This window comes from Labilithrix luteola (assembly GCF_001263205.1).
Taxonomy (GTDB): Bacteria; Myxococcota_A; Polyangia; order Polyangiales; family Polyangiaceae; genus Labilithrix; species Labilithrix luteola.
Genome location: NZ_CP012333.1, coordinates 6,791,841 through 6,812,213, shown reverse-complemented (window position 1 = coordinate 6,812,213; position 20,373 = coordinate 6,791,841). Strand labels below are relative to the sequence as shown.

The 20,373-nt window shown below is 66.1% G+C and carries 17 protein-coding genes; 7 read left to right on the top strand and 10 right to left on the bottom strand.

Annotated elements, in window-relative coordinates; translation table 11 throughout:
* Nucleotides 1–137: 137 nt before the first annotated feature.
* A complete protein-coding gene (locus AKJ09_RS29560) occupies nt 138–2,399 on the top strand; it encodes a hypothetical protein (RefSeq protein WP_146651210.1) in 2,262 nt (753 codons plus the stop codon).
* A gap of 223 nt (nt 2,400–2,622) precedes the next feature.
* On the top strand, nt 2,623–2,982 hold the full coding sequence (locus tag AKJ09_RS29555; protein WP_146651209.1) for a DUF1428 domain-containing protein: 360 nt from the start codon (nt 2,623–2,625) through the stop codon (nt 2,980–2,982).
* A 72-nt stretch (nt 2,983–3,054) separates the two neighbouring features.
* On the opposite strand, the gene AKJ09_RS29550 is transcribed toward AKJ09_RS29555, so the two are convergent.
* Nucleotides 3,055–4,764, bottom strand: a complete 1,710-nt coding sequence (locus tag AKJ09_RS29550) for a metallophosphoesterase family protein (RefSeq protein ID WP_275936749.1) — start codon at nt 4,762–4,764, stop codon at nt 3,055–3,057.
* A 15-nt stretch (nt 4,765–4,779) separates the two neighbouring features.
* Entirely contained in the window at nt 4,780–5,118 is a 339-nt protein-coding gene (locus tag AKJ09_RS54400) for a hypothetical protein (protein ID WP_205633833.1), read from the bottom strand.
* 405 nt (nt 5,119–5,523) lie between these two features.
* On the opposite strand from AKJ09_RS54400, the gene AKJ09_RS29545 reads away from it, so the two are divergent.
* A complete protein-coding gene (locus tag AKJ09_RS29545; protein ID WP_205633832.1) occupies nt 5,524–6,111 on the top strand; it encodes a hypothetical protein in 588 nt (195 codons plus the stop codon).
* A 278-nt stretch (nt 6,112–6,389) separates the two neighbouring features.
* On the top strand, nt 6,390–6,722 hold the full coding sequence (locus AKJ09_RS29540; protein ID WP_146651208.1) for a four helix bundle protein: 333 nt from the start codon (nt 6,390–6,392) through the stop codon (nt 6,720–6,722).
* Between the two features lie 119 nt (nt 6,723–6,841).
* Here AKJ09_RS29540 and AKJ09_RS29535 read toward each other — a convergent pair whose 3' ends face one another.
* Entirely contained in the window at nt 6,842–9,142 is a 2,301-nt protein-coding gene (locus tag AKJ09_RS29535; RefSeq protein ID WP_205633831.1) for an OmpA family protein, read from the bottom strand.
* A gap of 187 nt (nt 9,143–9,329) precedes the next feature.
* Here AKJ09_RS29535 and AKJ09_RS29530 point away from each other — a divergent pair, with 187 nt between their 5' ends.
* The gene (locus AKJ09_RS29530; protein WP_240488628.1) at nt 9,330–10,691 is read left to right on the top strand and encodes a sigma-54-dependent transcriptional regulator; all 1,362 of its coding nucleotides are present in this window, start codon (nt 9,330–9,332) and stop codon (nt 10,689–10,691) included.
* 76 nt (nt 10,692–10,767) lie between these two features.
* On the top strand, nt 10,768–11,697 hold the full coding sequence (locus AKJ09_RS29525) for an ABC transporter ATP-binding protein (RefSeq protein WP_205633830.1): 930 nt from the start codon (nt 10,768–10,770) through the stop codon (nt 11,695–11,697).
* A 4-nt stretch (nt 11,698–11,701) separates the two neighbouring features.
* Here the strand turns inward: AKJ09_RS29525 and AKJ09_RS29520 are convergent, their stop codons facing one another.
* The gene (locus AKJ09_RS29520; RefSeq protein WP_146651205.1) at nt 11,702–12,061 is read right to left on the bottom strand and encodes a hypothetical protein; all 360 of its coding nucleotides are present in this window, start codon (nt 12,059–12,061) and stop codon (nt 11,702–11,704) included.
* A gap of 667 nt (nt 12,062–12,728) precedes the next feature.
* Between AKJ09_RS29520 and AKJ09_RS29515 the strand changes: the two genes are divergently transcribed.
* Nucleotides 12,729–13,646, top strand: a complete 918-nt coding sequence (locus AKJ09_RS29515; protein WP_146651204.1) for a hypothetical protein — start codon at nt 12,729–12,731, stop codon at nt 13,644–13,646.
* A 103-nt stretch (nt 13,647–13,749) separates the two neighbouring features.
* On the opposite strand, the gene AKJ09_RS29510 is transcribed toward AKJ09_RS29515, so the two are convergent.
* From AKJ09_RS29510 to AKJ09_RS29485, 6 genes are all read right to left on the bottom strand, one after another.
* On the bottom strand, nt 13,750–14,448 hold the full coding sequence (locus tag AKJ09_RS29510; protein ID WP_146651203.1) for a DUF2293 domain-containing protein: 699 nt from the start codon (nt 14,446–14,448) through the stop codon (nt 13,750–13,752).
* A gap of 57 nt (nt 14,449–14,505) precedes the next feature.
* A complete protein-coding gene (locus AKJ09_RS29505; RefSeq protein ID WP_146651202.1) occupies nt 14,506–15,117 on the bottom strand; it encodes a hypothetical protein in 612 nt (203 codons plus the stop codon).
* Between the two features lie 89 nt (nt 15,118–15,206).
* On the bottom strand, nt 15,207–16,181 hold the full coding sequence (locus AKJ09_RS29500; protein WP_146651201.1) for a tetratricopeptide repeat protein: 975 nt from the start codon (nt 16,179–16,181) through the stop codon (nt 15,207–15,209).
* Between the two features lie 34 nt (nt 16,182–16,215).
* Nucleotides 16,216–18,090 carry a serine/threonine-protein kinase gene (locus AKJ09_RS29495; RefSeq protein WP_146651200.1) on the bottom strand — a complete coding sequence of 625 codons (1,875 nt, stop codon included), beginning with the start codon at nt 18,088–18,090 and terminating at the stop codon, nt 16,216–16,218.
* A gap of 126 nt (nt 18,091–18,216) precedes the next feature.
* On the bottom strand, nt 18,217–18,957 hold the full coding sequence (locus AKJ09_RS29490; RefSeq protein WP_146651199.1) for a hypothetical protein: 741 nt from the start codon (nt 18,955–18,957) through the stop codon (nt 18,217–18,219).
* Nucleotides 18,958–19,020: 63 nt separating this feature from the next.
* Entirely contained in the window at nt 19,021–20,346 is a 1,326-nt protein-coding gene (locus tag AKJ09_RS29485) for a sigma 54-interacting transcriptional regulator (RefSeq protein ID WP_146651198.1), read from the bottom strand.
* Nucleotides 20,347–20,373 lie beyond the last annotated feature (27 nt).

Genomic DNA, 20,373 nt, shown 5'->3' with positions numbered 1-20,373 from the left:
TCGGATCTCGAAGGCCAGACGCGAATCACGACCGCGGCCGCGGCACTCGCGGTTGCTTCGTCGACGACGTATCGGCATTGTGGCGGCGGATGGCGCCCCTCCGGTCGACACCTTGGTATGCCGGGCTCGTCTTGGCCGTGGCGATGCTAGTGGCCCGCACCGCGCGCGCCGAGGTGTTCCTCGCCCCGGTCGGCGGTCGTGCCTTCGTATTCGGCGACTCGCGCGTGCTCTGTGGCGCGCCTCCCCCCGGGTGGACGCTCGAAGCGGGCGGCCGTGCGCTGCGACCGCCTTCGGTCAGAGAGGCCATCGGCAAGGTCGAGGAGCTGACGATCGCCGCCTCCGCCGCGCAATGCGCCAACGCAGGCAGGCCCGCGCGTGCGGTCGCGACGGGCAAGTTGCCCGTGCTCGAGCGAAGCTCCGTCAGCCTGTACGTGGATGAGGGCCGCATCGAGGCCGACGGCACCAACCTCGACAAAAGTTTGGTGAGCTGGCCGGGCGAAAGCAATCGTCTCGAGTCCGACACGTGTAGCCTCTCCCCCGAAACGCCGGGCGCGCGCAATCCTACCGAGCACTGCATCTGGTCCGTGAGCCGCACGCTCCCCGTCGACCCTGCGGCGAGCCCGGTTCGTTTGTGGCCACGAGGGTCGTTGGTCGCGCCGGATGCAATGCTCTTCGACGAACATGGTCGCGTCGTCGCGCCCGCATCCATGTCGGTAACGCCAAAGAAGGTGCAGATCGCATCTTTTTTGCCCGCCGACGCGGCGATCGACGTCTCCGCTGGGTTTGGCCTGCTTCCCATCGCCCACCCCGACGCCGTGGCCGACGTGGAGTGCCGCGGAACGACCTGCCGCCTCGAGGGAGGGCAGCTACGAGTAAAAGCACCGCCCGAGGGAGTCAGTCAGGTCGAAGCACGCTTCACCGTCGCGCCCGGAGTCGTGACGAAGAAGCCGGGACCGGTCGTCTCGAAGATCGCCATCTTGCGCTGCCCGATGGAGCCCGTCTCGGGTGAACCGTTTCGTGGTTTGTCGAGCGCGCGGGTCATCGTCAAGCTCGGCGCGAGCTGCGCGCGGGACGTCGACGCGTTGCGGTTTTACACGGGCACGCGCTCGGTCGACGTCAGCGACAAAATCTCGGTGCACGACGAGACATACGCCGTCCTTTCGCTCGGCAGTGTCGATGCCTCGCACATCACGCTCACGGCGGTCCGCACGGGCAGTGAAGGAGCCGTCGTGGCGATCGCCAACCTGACGACTCGGATCGCGCCGTCCCCGCGTTCGGTTCTCGAGATCCCCGGATATCCAGGCGTCGACTTCGTTCCTTACAACCGCGAGGCGATCGTCCACTTGCCTCGCGTCGAGGGCGGCGAGCTCGTCCTCCTCCCGGTCGAGGGGGTGTACTCGGTCCGGCGCGAGAACAACGTCACCTACGTGCAAGGCGACCGCAACGCGGCGGGCCTCGCCACCTTCATGTTCGCCTTTCGTGCAACCGGCTTGCCCAAGCCGCTCTCCGAGGTGAACCTGGCGACGTTCCTCGATCCTCTCCAGCGCCGCGTCCGCGAGGCGAACGAGCCTGCGCCCTTCGGCACGTCCACGAGGACGCCGCTGGCCGAGGTGCTGTGCAACGACGCCGACGGCAAGCCGTTCGCCGTCCCCCCGGGCGACCGCACGAGCATCTCGTTTCGACAGCGCAGCAGCTGTCGGCTCGTGCTGCACCGCGAGCGCATCAGTGAACGCCTCGGCGCGCAGAGGATCCATGTCGAGATCGAGGTCCGCCAGCTCGATGGCACGCTGCGATCCGAGGCGAGCGTGAATGAGCGCATGGTGTTGCGTCACGGAACGGAGCCGAGGCTCGCGTGGATCAAAGGAGTGCTCGCGGAGTACGACAACGTCGTGGTGCGCCTCACGCACGAGAACGACGAGAACCATTACCTCGGCGGCGAGGGCTTGCTCTCGGGCGCGCCGTCGCTGCAATGGTCGCTCATCTTCGGAACGGGCCGTGTTCGCCTCTATGCAACCTCCGCGATCCCGACGGGCTTGTATCGCTTCGGCGGCGGCGCCGGCTCAGGGGCACTCGCGCTCAACTTCGGCGTGCTCTCGCGCCTGACGTGGGTGAATCGTGACGGCAAAGAGGGCGTGCTCGGCCTCGAAGCCGGAATCATGGCCTTCGGCCTCACCGGCCCCGTGAGCACGTCCGGAGAGTCGCTCACGCAGGTAGGCGCCGTGCTGGGCGCTGGCTTGTCGATCCCGATCGCCAACGCCTCTCAGGCAACGCAGGCCGCGATCAACCTGCATGGTTGGCTCGAACAGGCGATCACCACCACCGGCGCTGCAGGGGTCGCGCCGCGCGCGTTCATTTTCGGACCGAGCATCTCCATCGGTAACGTCGGTGGCACCTTCTGACGATCGCGCAGGAGCGCGAGAGCGAGAGCGAGGGCGGGCGCGAGAGCGAGGGCGAGAGCGAGAGCGAGAGCGAGGGCGGGCGCGAGCGGGTGGTTCGGTGTTGTGTTCGGAATGGCTCGCTCCAGGTCGGACAGAGCAGGTCGCGAGGTCCTCGGATCGGCACGGCCGATGCCTCTCCTTCGCTCGCACCTTGCGTGCGAGCTGAAGTGGAAAGGAGGACAAAATGGCCTACATCGATGGTTTCGTCATGGCCGTGCCGATTGCGAACGAGCAAGCGTTCATCGAGCACGCCAAGAAGGTCGACTCTGTTTTCTTGGAGAACGGTGCGAAGCGCGTCCTCGAGTGCTGGGGCGATGACGTACCGGAAGGCAAGCAGACGGATTTTCGAAAAGCCGTGCAGGCCAAGGAGGGCGAGGCCGTCCTCTTTTCATGGGTGGAGTGGCCGGACAAGGCGACCCGCGACAAGGCCATGGCGAAGGTCATGGAGGATCCACGACTGAAGCCGGAGAACAATCCCATGCCCTTCGACGGGAAACGGATGATCTTCGGCGGCTTCTCGCCGGTCGTGACGCTCGAAAGGTGAGCTCAATCGAACGTCTCGAGCACGAGCGGAGGGCGCTCGCTCCGCCGAACGAGCGCTATCCACGAATGAGCCTTACTTGCGAACGAGCGCGACTTCGACGTCCGACTGGAGGACGGCCCAGAAACGGTTGCCGTCCTTGGTGTCGAGACCGACGAGCGGCTGACCTTCACATCCCGCGGGGCGGGACGGCGGAGTGCTCAGCATCGACTTCTCGTATGCGCCGTTCACCACGCACGTCGACGTGGTGAGCGGCTTCCAGCCGGCCGAGGTCTTCTGTGCAAGCGTCGCCTCGTTCGGACTCACCTTGGACGGCATCTTGAATTCGAGCGTGTAGGCGTCCGAGACGGCATCGCCGATATCCCACTTCTTCGTTGCCGTCTTCGGGAGCGCAATGGGGCCCTTCGCGGTTCCGTCGGGCTGACTGCCGGGGAGCCCCGGGTCGACCTCGATGTTCTTGGGCGCGCCGTACGGGCTGCTGAACGTCCCCGTCTGGTTCTGAGTTCCGCTGACGATGAGGATGTCCGAGACGGTCTCCGTCGAGGCGGGGAGCCAGCTCAGCGAGACGTGCTCCTTGAGATCGATCGTGGTCTCCGGAACGATGACGTCGAACTCGCTCTCCGGATCCGGAATGAGCCGATTCGCTCCGTTCAAGTTCGGAGTCCAGGCTTCGTGGTATTGAAACATGAACTGATACGCGAGGCGCATGAGTTGGGCCTGGCTCTGCGCGCGACTGAAGCCGGGCGTCCACGAGAGCGTACGCGTCGTGCTCTCCACGCGGTTGAACGTCTTGTTCTCGCCGTCGATCAGGCGTGCCACCGACCCGTCACGTCCGTTGCAGTCATTCGTCCAATACTGCGGATCGAACTGCATGACGGGTCGCGTCGACGCCGGAATGGAATCGGGAAACACGATCCGCTCGCATCGATTCGTCGTGCGCGAGAACTTGTCGAAGAGCTTCCAGCTCGGATTCGCGAGCTCCTTCGCACCGTCGGCATTGTCCTTGATCGTGTGCTCCGTGAAGTACGACGCCATGTCCACGCGCTTGTTGTCGAAGCTCAGGAACGTGGCCATCACGTCGAACGCGGTCGAGCCCTTCGACATGGTGTTCATCTTCTGCTGGATGACGTTTTGCACGAGCTCACGCTCGCCGTAGCGATACTCGTAGCCCTTGTACGACGCGTTTCCGACCATGACCTGCGTGTACATCGGCATGCGGTAGTTGCCGCTCTCGACCGTCCACGAGCCCGAGTCGACGCCGAGCGGGGCTCGAATCACCGAGCGCTGGTACATGTGCTCGTGGCCCTGCATCCAGAGGACGTCGTGCTTCGCGAAGAAGGCTCGAATGTCGTCCCACTGATCGAAGAGGCGGTTGTCACCCTCCGTACCCTCGACGATCATCTCGCGCGTCTCGCCGTATTTTGCGCCGACGAGACCATCGTGACTGGCAACGACGATGTGCTCGACCTTGCCGCGATTCGCCTCGATGGCATTCTTGATCCAGGGGAAGGCGATCGGCAGGTGGTAGTACTTGAGGACAATGATCATCACATTCTCGCGCACTACGAAGTAGTCGAGATACTCCGCGCCGCTCATGTGGACGGCATCCTTCGGGATGAAGTCCTTCATGGTGTCGATCCACTCGACCGTATAAGAAAAGCTGTCTTCGTGATTGCCCATGAGGGGCAAGAAATCCATCCCCTTGTCACGGTACTGCTTGGCGAGTGCCGCCCAGCCTTTGAGTTCCGCCGTCGATCCCTGATCGGTGAGATCGCCCACCGGGATGACGACGTTGACGCCCTACTCCTGGAACTTGTCGAGGATGGCTTTCATCGGATGAATGGCGACGTTGTCGCCGTTCGCCTGCGTGTCTGGCAGGAATCCGACCTTCAGCGCCTTGAACGTGCGAGGCGGCGGCGCTTCGCCGTCGGAGGCGTCGCCGGTGGTACCCGCGTCGGGAACCTCGCCGGCGTCTTCGCCCGGCTTTGCAGGGTTGCCGGGCGTGGTTCCCCCATCGACGCACGGCTCGTCGGTTCGCGCGGTCCCGTCGGATGACGTCTCGGAATCGCATCCCCCGAGGATGGATGTGACGGTCAGAATGCCAGCGGCCAAACTGGCCATCGTTACTCGAGACTTCATGGGACGTCCTTTCGATCTTTGGAAAGAACGGGGACGCTACAAGACCTCCATTGCACGCTCGTGGCGCGGATGTGAAGACTCGAGGCCTCAGCGGTCTTGACGAGGGCCGACCGACGTTTCAAATCAGCACGATGGACTCGCGCCAAAATTCCGGAGTTGAACGCGCACCACGAATACTAGCGCTTTCTTTTGCAACAATGGCGCCTTCGCCCACGTCCGCCAAACCAATCGCAAACTTCCAGTCCAATTAGGCACGAAGAACCGAAGGCGTTGCAGCACGACTCCGTTGCGCGAATTGAATCGTCAAACGGAGTTCGCGACGAACTTGTACAGAGCACCGTGCAAGTGGGCAACGAAGGGCGCTTGGAGCAACGAAGGCTCCGGTGCCGCACTTCGGAAGTCCTCGTGTATGGCCTCGCCGCTTTCTCGGTCGAGTCGAATTCGTTAGAAAGAAGACCTAGCGGCACCTCCGCCGCGTACCGAACGGACAAACGCGTCATGGCGACCAACGACGGTGAGGGGCTCGAGTTCATCGACGAGCATTCGATCCTCGTCCGCGCGGATCGCGACGAAACATGGCGCGCGCTTCTTCGAATCGTGCGCACGGACCTCACCGGCGCCAGTTGGTTCGTGCGCGCACTCGGCGTGTGGCCGGCGGAGACACGCGGCGATTGGTCCAGCGATCCGAGCGGCGCGACCCTTCCTGGGTTCGCAGTCAGCGAGGTCGTGGCACCGACGTGGCTCGATCTTCGCGGCCGCCATCGCTTCGCTCGCTACGCGCTAGTCTTCGAGCTCGACGAGGCGGGTGCAGGCTGTACAACCGTGCGCGCGCGGACCTTTGCGGTGTTTCCTGGCATCGCCGGGCGAGCGTACCGCGCGCTCGTGATCGGATCGCGTGCGCATCGATGGATCGTGCGTCGCCTCCTACGCCGGTTGGCGCGTAGCGCGGGGGCGCCGAAAGCATCGACACCTGGTTACTTCGACGGGGCTTGACGACGACTGTCGCCAGGATGCGCGCGTGGGACGACTGTCGCCAGGATGCGCGCGTGGGGCGGCAATCACTCACGTTGGCTCGTGTCCGCATCGTGAGGTTCACACAACTCCTCTGCTCGGTTCTTTAGCGTCGCGGCGTGCTCGGGGCCGTCAAGGTCGCTTCGCGCCGCTCGCTGCGCTCGCGGTCGCTCGGCCTGCGGCCTCGCGAACCTTGACTGCCCCTGCGCGCGCCTGCGGTGGGCTCACGCCCTCGCAGGGAGGGCAGACAAGGAGAGACGATGCTTCGAATCCATCAGACCGCGATCGGGCTCATCGCGGACGTCGCGCCTATCGCGGCGGCGATCGCGCTCCACGACAGAGACCTCGCCTCGCAGCTGAGACGTGCGCTCTCCAGCGTCACGCTCAACATCGCGGAAGGCAGCGGGCAAATCGGTGGGCGGCGGCGGAACCACTACGCCATCGCGCTCGGATCCGCGAAGGAAGCCCACTGCGCACTCGAGACCGGGAAAGCGTGGGGATACATCGACGGGATTCCCGACACCGTCCGGGAGCGATTCAACGCCGTCATCGGCACGCTGCACAACTGCGTGATGCCGAAGAGGACACGCTAGAGGATCGCGGAGGGAGTCGCGTGCACGGCTCCCTCCGCACCGCGCTCACGCGAGAGCGGGTGCGGGTGCGGGCGCGGGCGCGGGCGCGGGCGCGGGTGCGGACGCGGGCGCGTCTACGCTCAGGGGAGCTTGGGCTTGGCGGCGCCGGCCGGGGCGGCGTCCTGATCCGTGATGATGAATTGGACGCGGCGGTTTTTGGCGCGGTTGCCGGCGGTGACGTTGGGGACGAGTGGCTTCGTCTGGCCGTAGCCGTGGGCGACGAGGCGGTCGGAGGCGACGCCGTGCGTGCCGAGCCACGTGACGACCGCGTTCGCGCGATCTTCGCTGAGCGCCTTGTTGTGCTCCGGCGTGCCGGTGTTGTCGGTGTGGCCCTGAACCTCGATCTTGTGGATGCGCGGGTTCTTGATGAGGACGTCCGCGATCTCCGAGAGGAGGCCGTTCGACTCGGGAAGGATCGTCGCCGAGTCGAGCGCGAACTGGATCTGCTGCTTGATGATGATCTCGCCCTTGGTAACGCTCACGTTCGAGGTCTTCGGGCGCTTCTTCATCAGGAGGTCGACGTTGTTGTCCTGACGCGGCTTCACGTCGGTCTGCTCGGTGAGCGCGAGGTAGCCCTCGGCGTCGACCGTGATTTGCGCCGCGCCGGGCGCGACCTGATCGAAGCGGACGTTGCCCGAGCCGTCGACCGCGCCGGACAGTTCCTTCTTCGCGACGTCGATGACCTTGACGGTCGCGTTCGGGACGACGGCCTGGGTGTCGGCGTCCTTCACGTGACCGACGATGGTGCCGGCACGCGGGAGTGCTTGCAGAGCGCAATCGATCTGGATGTCGCCATGGAGCTGCGGGCCGGTCGGCGCCGAAACCGACTGCGACGCAGCGCTGCCGCCATGGCCCGTCGGAGCGGGCGGAGGCGGGGCCGCGGGGCCCGAGCCTTCACGGACGACCGTGGCCGTGCACTGACCGGGCTTGAAGCCCTCCGCGCGAATGCCGAATGCGTAGGGGCCCTCTTCGAGCTCCTGGGTGAGGAAGTGGCCGTCGGCGCCGGTGGCGAGGCTCGTGAGCTCGGGATGGTTGTCCCACGACACGATCGCGTTCGCGACGCCCTCGCTCTTGCCTTCCTCGTGGACGAAGCCATGGATCTTGCGGCCCGACTTCGTCGGCGGTCCCTGGACGATCTCACGCTGGACGATCGTCGTCGGGCGATCCTTCGTGTCGAAGGCCCACCCCGCACCGAGGTAGAGCATCCACGGAGGCGTGGGACGCACTTCTTCGATGAAGTTGCCGACGCCGGTGATGCCGATGTCGAGAGCGGCCGTCACGTTGAAGCCGCCCTTCCACGGGAAGAAACGCGAGCCGACCGTCAGGCTGCTCGGCGCGACCGCGTTGTTCGCGAGGCACTTGTCGTTGCTCGGGTTGTTCGGCCGGCAACGATAGTCCTGGCGATTGATCGGAATCGCGATGCCGTACTCGACGAACGGACGAATGCGATCCTGCACGGCGAAGACTTCGGCACCGATGTTGATGTCGAAGTGGTCGACGCGGTTGATGTTGAGGCCGTAACGCTCGATGCGCGTGATGGGCGTACCGCGTGCGGTCTCGGTGTCTTTGACGACCTCGCCGGTGTTGTCGAGCACGTACGTCGTGTTGAGGCTGAAGCGAAGCGGGATGCGCTTCTGCATGCCCCGCAAGTCCGCCGTGCCGAGCGCGCGGAACTTCGCGCTCGTACCGCCGCCGTCGAGACCGACCGAGCCCGTGCCGTTCACGAGCCACAGCTCCGCGGCGCCGCCGACGTAGAACACCTTGTTGAGCGGCGCGTGGACCTTCGCGCCGAGCGTGCTGTCACCGAGCACCTGGAGCAGCGTGGGACGGTTCGCCGAATTCGAGTTGGCGTAGGCGCTCGTCGAGAGGTACGGCTCGAGCCACTTGAGCACCTGCATCGAGAGCGTGAGGTGCCCGCCGATGTGATCGTTGTTGTCGCTCGTCAGCGAGGTGCCCGCCGCGCGCGGGTTGGGACACGGGAACTCGCTGCTACAGAGGAAGCCCGCGGACATGTACTCGGTCGTGAACGCGACGCGGAACTGTCCGACGGCACCACCTTGCGCGTGCTGCGTGTGGAGCAAACCGATGCCGCCCGTGAGCGTGGCGGACTCGTCGAGCTTGCGATCGCGCTCGGCCCACTCCTTGGTGATTTCGTCGGCAGGCGCGGCCTCCGCTCCTGCTGCACCCGCGGCAGTCGCGGTCGTCGTGCCTGAGCCGGCAGCAGCGGTGCTCGGCGCGGACGACGTGGCGCTCGCATTCGCGTCGGACGAACCGCCGACACCCAAGCTTCCGCGCGCATCGACTTGCGCTTGCGCATTCGCGCTGTTCGGAAGGGCAAGCTGGCAAAGCAAAGCGGGGATAAGCAAGCCGACTCTCTTCATGGCGCAGCTTGGGTTTGTAACACCGCCACGGATGAGGGGACAGAGAACACGCATTCCCTAACGACGTTGGGCATCGTTGTGCTGTCGCCTTCCCTCGGTCGCTTGTAACCTCCCCTTCACGATGACCACGTCCCTGCCTGGCGTGTCCGCCCCCCCCCGTTCCCCGCCGCGCGGACGAATCCTGGTCGTGGACGACGAAGCCAACGCGCGGGCCGCCCTCAGCGAGATCCTCCGAGACGAAGGATACGCAACGGAGACGGCCGCCGACGGGTTCAAAGCGCTCGGAAAGCTCGAGGAGTTTGCGCCAGATGTGGTCCTGACGGACCTGAAAATGCCGGGGCTGGACGGGATCGCGTTCATGGAGAAGGCCCGAAGCGCCTCCCCCCAGACGGTCTTCGTGGTCATGACCGCCTTCGGGACCATCTCGAGCGCCGTGGCGGCCATCAAGCAGGGCGCAGAAAACTACTTAACGAAGCCTCTCGACTACGACGCCCTCTCGGCGGTGGTCGACCGGGCCATGGAGAAGGCCAAACTCCTCCAAGAGACCCTCGCCCTCCGGGAACGGCTCCGGGAGCGGAACGCCTTCGGCCACATCGTCACGGAAGACGCGAGTCCAAAGGGCATGCGGGCGGTTCTCGACCTCGTGGCGCAGGTTGGGCCAAGCAAGGCGAGCGTCCTCATCACCGGCGAGAGCGGCACCGGCAAGGAGCTCATCGCCGAGGCCATCTGCGCCGCAAGCCCCCGGGCGAACGCGCCTTTTGTCCGCCTGCATTGCGCGGCGCTCGCCGAATCTTTGCTGGAAAGCGAGCTCTTCGGCCATGAGAAGGGCGCCTTCACGGGGGCCGTCGCTCGCCGGGAAGGTCGCTTCAAGCAGGCCGACGGCGGCACCCTGCTCCTCGACGAGATCGGGGAGATCCCCCAGGGCACCCAGGTCAAGCTCCTCCGTTTCCTCCAGGAGAAGTCCTTCGAGCGCGTCGGAGGCAACGAAACGCTCAAAGTGGACGTTCGACTCATCGCGGCAACGAACCGTGATCTCAAGGCCGAGATCAAGAAGGGGACGTTCCGCGAAGACCTCTATTACCGGCTCAACGTCATCGCCATCGAGCTCCCTCCCCTCCGCGCGCGCCGCGCCGACGTCGGACCGCTCGCGAGCTTCTTCCTGGCGCGTTACGCCAAAGAGAACGGTCGCAACATCGAAGGGATCAGCGAGCAGGCGCTGAAGATCCTCTCCGAGTACGACTGGCCGGGGAACGTTCGAGAGCTCGAAAACGTCATCGAGCGGGCCGTCGTGCTCTGCGACGGTCCGCAGATCGACGTCCGCCACCTCCCCCCTTCCCTGGTTCCGTCCGAGCAGAAGGGCGGACCACCGCCGATCCCAGGCTCGACCATTCAGGACCTCGAGAAATACGCCATCCTGAAGACGCTCGAGGCCTGCGGCGGCTCGACCTCGAAGGCGGCGAACATCCTCGGCGTCTCGCCGCGCAAGATTCAGTACAAGCTCCACGAGTACAGCGCCGGGCCAACGCGGGCGCCCGACCACGACGACTGAGGTCGCGAACGCCCGGTAACGCCCCGAGAAGGCCGGAGAACGCCGCAAATTGGGCCTGATCTGATATACCGACGACGTGGCCGGCAGCGACATCGTCCTCTCCGTCGAGCAGCTCAGGAAGACGTTCGTGAAGCCCTTCACGGGGCGCAAGGTCGAAGCCGTCAAAGGCATCTCGCTCGAGGTCGAGCGGGGCGACATCTTCGGCTTCCTCGGGCCGAACGGCGCCGGCAAGACCACCACCATCAAGATGCTCACCGGCCTCATCACGCCGACGAGCGGGCGCGCGACGATCCTCGGCGAGGAGGTCCCTTCCCCCGAGGCGATGGGCAAGGTCGGCTTTCTCCCCGAGAACCCGTACGTCTACCAGTACCTGACCCCGCGCGAGTTCGTCTCGCTCTGCGGTCGGCTGAACGGCATGGGCGGCGCCTCGCTCGCCAAAGCCGTCGAACGCGTCATCGAGCGCGTGGGGATCGCCTACGCGATCGACCGTCCCGTGCGTGCGCTCTCGAAGGGCATGCTGCAGCGTACGGGTTTCGCCGCCGCACTCGTTCACTCGCCGGATCTCCTGATCCTCGACGAGCCCATGAGCGGTCTCGATCCCGTCGGCCGCAAGGAGGTGCGTGACCTCATCGTCGAAGAAGCTCGCGCCGGTCGAACGGTCTTCTTCTCGAGTCACATCCTGAGCGACGTCGAGCTGCTCTGCAAACGCGTCTGCATCCTGCGCAAGGGCGAGGTCGTGGCCGGAGGCACGATCCAGTCGCTGCTCGGCACCGACGTTCGCAAGAGCGAGATCACCCTGCGCGACGTCGCCGACGACATCGCGACGACGCTGGCCGGCCTCGCGTCCAAGTCGGAGCGCGTGGGCACCACGATGGTGCTCGAGGCGCAAGGCGACGAGGCCGTGAAAGAGATTCTCGAACGCGCCCTTGCCGGCCGCGCCCACGTCGAGGCCGTCACGCCGAAGCGCGAGACGCTCGAAGACATCTTCGTGCGCAAAGCACTCTGAAACGTCAGAAGTGCTTCGACGTCGGAGCCTTTGCTGAACGCCGGCCGTCGGCTCGCGCGGCTTGGCCCACGCGAACGCGCGTGATGATGCAGCACTCGTTGTTCGCATCGGGCGTGGCCATGACGAACACCTGATCGTCTCCACCGCCGAAGCCGAAAAGCGCGTCGAGCGACTGACGCGCTGGCCCCAGTGAGGATGAGGACAAGGACGAGGACGCCGACGATGACATGGTCATGGCCAGATCGGGCGGCGCCGCTCCGAACCCGAGCACGAGGCCGAACGAGGCGACGGCCGTGAGCGCCGCGCAAAGCAGCGCTCTCCGCGAGGCCGAGAGGAACGACGCCCATCGCGAGAAGGCCCTCATGCCCATCCGATGCAGGTAGGGCTTCGAGGATTCGCAGTCCAGGAGAGAATTTCGCTTTCGTGGGAGAGGGTGCGCCGCAACAGCACGCCATGACGGCGGAAAAACGGCCGGGGCAACGAGACCATGCATCGTTTCTGACGCCCAAGCGCCTCGGTTGCTTGGGTCCGGCAGCGCTCGCGCACAGACAGGGCACAACAGTACGACATTCGACGACATAACGTGCAATCCCAACGGCTCCCACGTGGGTCACGGGCGACCGCAGCGGACCGAAGCCGCCCGTGTTCGCCCCCCACCCGCATCATGCGCTGCGTCCGGCATCGGTCGCATGGCGGTTGGCGAACGATGCTCTCGCATCGCGATCTCGTTCGCGGCGAGATACGCGATGCGAGCGGGTGAGCAGGCGGACCGGAAAGGCTGCCGTCCGACGCGCATCGAATCGCGAATCGCGAACGCGCGCGCTTCTACGAGCATGCACGTAGAAGCGCGCTTCGTTTCGGTGCTTGCAGAGGGCACTCGCTCGCGTGCGCGTGCGCGTGCGGTGATGCAGGCGCGCTTTTACGAGCGTGCTCGTCGAAACGAAACTCTTTTGATACTTGCAGAGCTCACTCGACCTTTGAGAGCTTCACGGTCGGCCCTTCGTATTTCTTTTTCAAGGGGAGCGCTTGCCATGATGAAACTTGCACGACCGTACTCGAATCCGGTGAAGGCCTTCTTCGCCCTTGCCGCCGTCGCCGTCCCCTTGATGGTGGCTTGCTCGGACGACACGCCCAGCGCGACCACCAACCGCGCCGATGCGGGCACTCCGCCGACCTCGAGCCCCTCCGGCACGGCCACGCCGTCGACCTGCACGGACGGCGTCAAGGGAGGAACGGAGACGGACGTCGACTGTGGCGGCGCGTGCAACAAGTGCGTTGACGGCAAGGCGTGTGGCGGCGGCGTCGACTGCGCGAGCGGCGTCTGCAAAGACAAGGTCTGCGCGGCACCGACGTGCAAGGACGGCGTCAAAAACGGCAAGGAGACCGCGAGAGACTGCGGTGGCGGTTGCGCCGCGTGCACCGACGGGGAGGCCTGCAGCGTCGCCACCGATTGCACGAGCGGCACCTGCGGAGCAAACCACACCTGCTCGCCGATCTCGTGCTCCGACGGCGTCAAGAACGGCAAGGAGACGGACGAAGATTGCGGTGGCGACTGCGCGACGAAGTGCGACGCCTCCAAGAAATGCGTGACGAACGACGACTGCGCGAGCGGCGTTTGCGACTCGGCCACCAAGCTGTGCAGCGCTCCCGCCTGCAATGACGGCGTCAAGAACGGCGACGAGACCGACAAGGATTGCGGTGGCAGCTGCCCCAAGAAATGCGAGTCCACGGCGGCGTGCAAGGCGCCCAGCGACTGCGCGAGCGGCGTCTGCACCGGCAAAGTCTGTCAGGCCCCCGCCTGCAACGACGAGGTCAAGAACGGAACCGAGACGGACAAAGACTGCGGCGGCACCTGCCCGACGAAGTGCGGAGACGCCCTCGCGTGTGCAGAAGCCGGCGACTGCATGAGCGGCGTTTGCACGGACAACGTCTGCCGGGCGGCGCCATGACGAACGGCCCCGAGCCGGATAGGTCTGCGTTCACTGAACCAACGTAGTCGCCGCGCATGTTGAGAGCCCCCGGCGGCCGTGAGGTGGCCGGGGGATTCGTGTTTCAGGACACCTGCGTGCGCGACACCGCGTCGACGATCGCCTTGCAGAGCGGGCAGGTCTGGATGGCGTGCGGAACGTCGCGACGATGCAGCTCGAGCACCGCGACGGAGATGCGCGCGAGCTCGCGACGAACTTCGCGGCGCTTGCCTGCGATGCGCGGGATCACCATCGAATCGTAGGCGGTCGTCTGGTGGCGCATCCACGCAATGACCGCGGCCTCGGCGCGCTCGGCCACGGGGATGCGCTTGGTGCGCGCGACCGTCCCGCTGCCGACGGGCGTGGCATGCGCGGCGACCAAGTTCGCCATCTTGCGTCCGAGCTCGCGCCACTCCTTCGAGAAGCGAAGGTAGCTCTCGACCTCGCTTTCGAAGGTGACCACGTACTCGGCCTGCGTACGGTCGCGTCGAGCGACGTCGGACGCGCGCTTCTTCGCGTAGGAATCGGTCGAGCGCTCGGCCTCGATCGCGACGCGCACCGCCTCGATGTTCTCGCGCGGCGCCCAAAGCCCTTTGGAGAAGGCCTTTCGGCCGCGCTTCTCGATGACCGCCCACGACGGGCCGGCGAGCTTCACCCGACGTGTGAGGGCCGCATCGCCCGGAGGCAAGCACGCCCAACCGGCAGGCGGCGAGAGCTTGCGGCCGTCGGGTGCGGCGAAGACATGCGGGTCGGACGTGGGCGCGAGAACGAGCGATTCGGGCACCGCGCGAAACTGCCCGAACGAGACGAACCTGTCGAGGGGTTGACGCGCGCTTCGCGGTCAGCTCGCGAGTCGTTCGAGCCACGCGGGATAGCCGAACGACGCGCCTGCCCCAAGCACCACGCCTGGCGCGCGAGCGAACACGAAACGAGCAACGAGCAGCAACGTCACGAGCAAGCGAGGCTCTGGTCCGAACGCTTCGATGCCGAGCGTGCAGCCCCCCGCCGCGCAGTCTCCACCGAGGATGGTCAGCTCGAAGCCAGCCCCCGCTTCCTCGTTCGCATCCGATGACACTTCGCTCACGACGTCGTTGTTCACGGCGAACTTGCGAAGGGACCGTCGTTTCTCCACGCGCAGCCAGCGTCCTTGATCCTCGAGCTGCGGGTCGTCGTTCTCGATGGAGAGCTTCGTCCAAGACTCGACGCACCCGACGACGTTCGGCGACAACTCGACCGGCCCGAGCGCACCCAGGCGGTACTTCGTCTCCAAGCGCGCGCGACCGCCCAGCATGCGCGCCTTGAAGCCGAGGTCTTCGCGCCCGGTGACGAGGTACACGTCGGTGCGGACGGGCTCGGCGTGAGCGGCCTCGAAGAGCTCACGAACGACCTGGATTTCAGGTGTCGCGGCGTCGTCGAAGAACCATCGAACCTCGACCGATCGAAAGATGTCCATGATCCCTCGCGGCTCCTCACACCGAGCCCAGAAGCGAGCCCGGGAGCGAGCCCGGGACGAGGAGATGCAAGGGATCCGCCGGAGCGAGCCTAAAAGAGCGCGCCCGTGAGGCCGACGTAGAGGCCGTTCGGAGCCGAGCCCTCGGTCGCCACCGGGCTGACGATCGGTGCGAGGCGCGAGACCGGTCCCAGTGACGGAAGCGGGCGCTTCTTCGTCTCGGTGAACGAATCGACGTACGCGACGTTCGCCTGCACGATGCCCGTGATCGCCACCGCGGCGAAGGCTCCGATGAGGCTCAAGTTCACGATGCGGATGTTGGAGGCGCGATCGCGATAGAGCTGGGCCTTTTGATCGATATCGCCGCTTGCGCGCTCTTCGTTCTGCCGATGGATCGCATACGAGTACATCGGCACGGTGATGCTGGCCGCCGCCGCGAGCGCGGCTTCGGACGAGAGAAAGAGCCAGCCGAGCGCAGGCTGATGGTTCTGGAACTGGCCTGCCCCGAACGGCACGAACGCCACGAGGCGCTGGTTCTGGATCGTGATCTTCTCTTCCTGCGCCATCTCCTTCACCTGGCGCAGCCATTCGTCCTGCCGTGCGCGCTCGGCTTCCTCGCGCGCCTTTCGCTCGGCCTCGAGCCGCGCGGCGTTCTGCGCCGCCTGGCGCAAGCGCTCCTGCAGGTTCGCGCGGACGTCGATGAACGTGTTGATGACGTCGCCGGGGAAGCTCAGCGGGTCGGGCTCGAACGTGGGATCTTCGAGGACGAGCTTTTCGAGCGTCTCGATGGCAGCGGGGCGCTTGCCTTGCGCGAGGTAGGTCGCCGCGAGGTACATACGCGCCTGCGAGAGCAGACCGGGTTCTTTGAAGCCGGTTCGCGGGTCGACGAGGAACTTGAGCCGCTGCTCCGCGTCCGCGTAGTTGCGTGCAAGATACGCCGCGCGAGCCTTCTCGATCTCGACGCGCCCCTGGGCCTTCGCCTCGCCCGCGAACGCGAGGCCCAAGAGAACGCACGCGACGCCGGCCAGCCGTGCCGAGCAAGACAAACGGCGCCGCACGCGCATCATCGGCGCCAGTTTACACCGGTTCCGCGCTCGGCCTTCACTTGAAGGAGACCGTCTCCTGTTTGCCTGGCTCGAGCCGGACCTTGCGACGCTTCGTCGGGTCGATGCTGTCGACCACGGTGATCTCGTCGGAGCCCTTGCTCATCGGAATCGACGTCACCGCGCCCGCCGCCACTGGCGTGTTCGGCATCTCTTCGATCCGATACGAGTGCGTGGGGTCACCGTCCACGAGAAGTCTCGCGGGGAGGATGCGGAGGCGCACGTCGAGCGATTGCTCTTTTTCGCCGGCGGCGATGTCGCGCGTCTCGGGCACGCAGAGCTCTTTGTTGGTGAAGGGGCTCTTGCAGGAGAGCGACAGCACATGGTGCTCGCCGTCGATGTCGACCGACATGCCGGTGTACGGCTCGAAGGACGTCGCGCCGTCGATGCTCGCCCAAACGCCGGCCGGGGGCTGGACGCTCGCGAACGTAAGCTTGCGCTTGGCCCTCGCCACGGGGCCTGCATCTTGTCCCCCACGAGGGTGCAAGACGACAGGAATCACCGGGCGCGCGGAGCTCACCGCCGTCGCGCTCGGTGAGGTGGGGACGGACGCTACTGGCGGTGCTTCGCTCGGTCGCTCCGCCACCGCGACGCTCTCGACGGGCTTTGGCACGAACGGACCTTCGGGCTTGCCCTTCAGCGCTCGCGCGACGAAGAAGGAGCCCGCGCCCAGCGCGACAACGACGACCAAGAGCGGTCCGGTGCGTCGAACGAGGCGCATCCGAGCCTCGGCACGATGCATCGTCGACACGATGCGCAGAAGCTGCGGATCCGCCGGCGCGTACGCGAGCGCTCGGTTGTAATCGGCAGCGGCGCTGACGGCATCGCCGCGTTTGCGCGCTTCCCCGCCGAGCTTGCAAAGGCGGCCGATGATGGTCTCGTCGTGGCGCGTGGTCCACGCCTCGGGGTCGTCGAAATACGCCTCGAGCTCTTCGCGCGGTGACGTGTAACCAAGGCGAGCAAGCTCGGCCACGATCGCGTCGCGCATGATCTGAGCGTCGTCGAATCTCGATTCGGGCTCGCGTGCAAGCGCTTGATCGAGGATCTGGCTCCACGGCTTTCCGATCGTCGGCTTCTCGCGTTCCGCATTCGGATAGATGCCGTCGAGCACGCGCCTCAGCACCTGCGCCGGGTTGTTTCCCTCGAACGGCAGGTGCCCGACCATGCACTCGTAAAGCAGGACGCCGAGCCCGAACACGTCGGCGCGGCCATCGACTTCGCCTCCCTCGATCTGCTCGGGCGCCATGTGCGCGGGGCTTCCGAGCACTTGCCCGGTGGAGGTCACGCCTTGGGCGTCGAGCAGCTTGGCGATCCCGAAGTCCGTGAGCTTCACGGCGAAGCGATCGCTCTCCTTGGACGAAACCGGCGTCGAGGTCGGATCCGACGAAGGACCACTCCCCAGCGAGCGCGGAGGGCGAAGCTCGAGGAGCACGTTCTCGGGCTTCACGTCCCGGTGGACGACGCCCTGCGCGTGCGCGTGGGCGAGGGCCGCTAGAAGCTCGGCGGCGAGCGCGGCCGCAATTTCGGGCGGCAGTGCCCCCCGCTGCTGGAGAAGCTTGCGCAGCGTCTCGCCACGCACGAGCTCGACCACGAGGTACTGCTCAGGCTCGTCTTCCGACGAGACATCGAAGACCTCGACGATGTTCGGGTGCCTGAGCTTCGCGACCGCCTTGGCCTCGGCCGCAAAGCGGTGGGCAATCTCGCTGCTTTCCTTCAGGTGCGGGTGCAGCACCTTGATCGCGACGTCACGCCCGAGGCGCTTGTCGTTCGCGCGATAGACGGTCGCCATCCCGCCGTGCCCGAGCTCCTCGAGGACGTCGTATTTCGTGAGCGCAGGCGCACGGATAGGCCTGCTCCCCGCGGTGGCGACCATCACCGGGAGAATAGCCGTGCCGCCACGCCGAGAGCTATCCCTAGCGGCCGAGACGGCCGATTCCGCGCACGAGAGAGCTTTTCAGCCCGAAACCTCGAGCGTGGCACTACGTAGGAACACGCAAAATCACGAGGCGGCGCTCGTGATCAGTTCGGAATGAAACGCGTGGAACGCGCTCTCCTCGGGCCAGGCCGGCGCGTCGGCGATGAGGGCGAGGGCGTCGTTCTTTCGACCGCGATCCACGAGCACGATCGCGCGCGCATAACGCATGGCCCAGTGAACGAGCGGCGACGAACGCGCGGCACTGCGAAGTGCGCGATCGTCTTCGGCCTCGCTCGCATGAGCGAAGGCCCGTGCGAGCGCCGCGATCCCGCGACGGAGCTTGGCGATCTTCCGCTTCATCCAGAAGCCTGCGGGAGGCAGCGGCAGCCGTTCGAGCTCGCTCGCACGCGTCATCGCGCGGTCTCGCTCGCCTTCGTAGACGTCGAGGAGCGTGTCGACGAACAGTCGTTGCTCCATCGCTGCTTCCCACGCCGGGCCACGTGCCGCGCGCTCGATGTTCTGGCGTGCGGCGTCGATGAACCCGTACGCGGCATAGGCCGTCGCCGTGAGCAGCGGTGCCATCGTCTCGGGGTAGGTCACGCGTCGCAACGACGCTTGCCACGTTCCGAGAATCTTCCGCACGTCACCCGAGAGGAGCAACTGGCGCATGCGTCGCTGCGCGAGCCACCCGGGCACGACGAAGCCCGCCATGATGCCGACGACGAGCAGTGCGAACCGCGGATCTTGGGCGATGAGGCGCGCCGATGCGAGCGCCAGCATCACGACGGACAAGACCGACACGAAGCGGAGAATCTGGCGATTCATGGCACGTGTCGGTCTCGCGTCTCTCACGCCAGCTCGCGCCGCGCTTGACGCGAGTGCCGTGATTCAGGGCTCGCTGGATTTCTTCGGGTCGCCGATACCGTGGCGACGCAGGTAGCCGCGAACATGCGCGCGCTCCATCGCGGCGCGCCGGCCGATCTCGCTCACGTTGCCGCTGCACTCGGCGTAAAGCGCGGTGAAGTACTCGCGCTCGAAACGAGCGAGGACTTCGCGCTTCGCATCCTGGAAGGTGCGGCCGCGCGTGGGCGTCGACTCGCTCGCCGAAACGAGCGGCGCGAGATGCTGCGCGAGGTCGATCGGGCCTTCTTTGCCGAAGGCGAGAGCGACGGCGATGACGTTGCGGAGCTCGCGAACGTTGCCCGGCCAGTCGTGGCGCATGAGGCGCTCGAGCGAGTCGGTCGTTACACGATCGTTCGCGCTCGGATCGCCGAGGTCGGTGATCATCTTGCGAACGAGGGCCGGGATGTCTTCGAGGCGCTCGCGAAGCGGCGGCAACTCGATGCGGAGCTGCGCAACGCGGAAGTACAAGTCGCTTCGGAACGTGCCCGCGTTGACTTCGCGAACGAGATCACGACGCGTGGCCGCGATGACGCGGACGTTGACGGGCCGGTAGTTGTTCGAGCCGACCGCCTTGATGCGCTGCTCGGCGAGCGCGCGAAGCAGCTTCGGCTGGACGTCGACGGGAAGCTCTCCGAGCTCGTCGAGGAAGATCGTGCCGCCATCGGCTTCGACGAAGGGCGAGATGCGCTTGTCGACGGCGCCGGTGAACGAACCGCGCTCGTGACCGAAGAGCGCGCTCTCCGCGAGGCTCGGCGGGATGGCGCCGCAGTCGACGACGACGAACGGCTTGTTCGCGCGCGAGCTCGCCTGGTGAATCGCCTGGGCAACGAGCTCCTTGCCGCAGCCCGTTTCGCCGAGGATGAGGACCGTGAGGTCGGTCGGAGCGGCCTTGCGGCAACGCTCGAACACGCCGCGCATGCCCTGGCTCACGCCAACGAGGGGGCCGAACTGCGCGACCTCGGGGATGTCGACCTGCTCGGGCGTGGTGGGGCTGAACTCGAGGAGCGACTCGCCCACCGTCAGCGACGTGGGCTTCATCAGATAGACTTCGCCGACGCGCGTGTCGCCGATGAAGGTGCCGTTGCGGGACCCGAGGTCTCGCACGCGCACGCCACGCTCGGTGGCGACGAGCTCCATATGAACCGCACTGACCTTGCGGTCATCGAGCACGAGGTCACACGCCTCGTTTCGCCCGATCACCTGGGTCTCCGGTCCGACCTCCAGGGACTGCTTGTTGGCTTGACCGCGGCTGACCTTGAGGGTCCCACCGCGAACCTCGACGCGCCCCTTCGCTACGACGGTAGCATCCACAGATTTGCGTTGTACCACGCATGCGTG